The organism is Bartonella sp. AA2SXKL, from assembly GCF_042197205.1.
Lineage (GTDB): Bacteria > Pseudomonadota > Alphaproteobacteria > Rhizobiales > Rhizobiaceae > Bartonella.
Map to the genome: position 1 here is coordinate 1 of NZ_JBHIRN010000199.1, position 647 is coordinate 647.

Sequence of the window (647 nt, forward strand, 5' to 3'; positions counted from 1 at the left end):
CAATCCCAATGCTTTTGCTACATGCTCTTCAACGCGTGGATCAATATTTGCAAAAGTTCCTACAGCTCCTGAAATAGCACAAGTAGAAATTTCTTCCTGTGCAGCAAGAAGACGTTTGCGACATCTTGAAAATTCAGCATATGCAAGAGCGAACTTGACTCCAAATGTTATTGGTTCAGCATGAATGCCATGACTCCGCCCAATGGTGATTGTCTCTTTATGTTCAAAAGCACGTTTTTTTAATGCTTCTAGAAGTTGATCTATGTCTTTTAGCAGAATATCGCTGGCACGCATCAACTGAATATTAAGCGTGGTATCTAGAACATCCGATGATGTCATGCCTTGGTGAACATATCGTGCTTCTGGTCCAATAAATTCAGCTAAGTGTTTCAGAAATGCTATAACATCATGCTTGGTGATTGCCTCAATTTCATTAATGCGATTAATATCAAATTTGGCTGCTTTTCCTTTTTCCCAAATTACCTTTGCTGCTTCTTTGGGAATAATACCCAGTTGAGCTAGGGCATCACAGGCATGTGCTTCGATTTCAAACCAAATACGATATTTTGTTTCGGGTGACCAAATTGTTATCATTTCAGGGCGGGAATAACGTGCTATCATAATTTTTTCCTTATTGTGAGAGGGTT

At 39.3% G+C, this 647-nt stretch carries 1 protein-coding gene; it reads right to left on the bottom strand.

Features of this window, described 5'->3' with window-relative positions; all coding sequences use genetic code 11:
* Window positions 1-621 (bottom strand): lyase family protein (locus tag ACFINS_RS10675; RefSeq protein WP_375706261.1); only part of this gene is annotated, 621 nt, incomplete at its 3' end.
* Window positions 622-647: the final 26 nt, after the last annotated feature.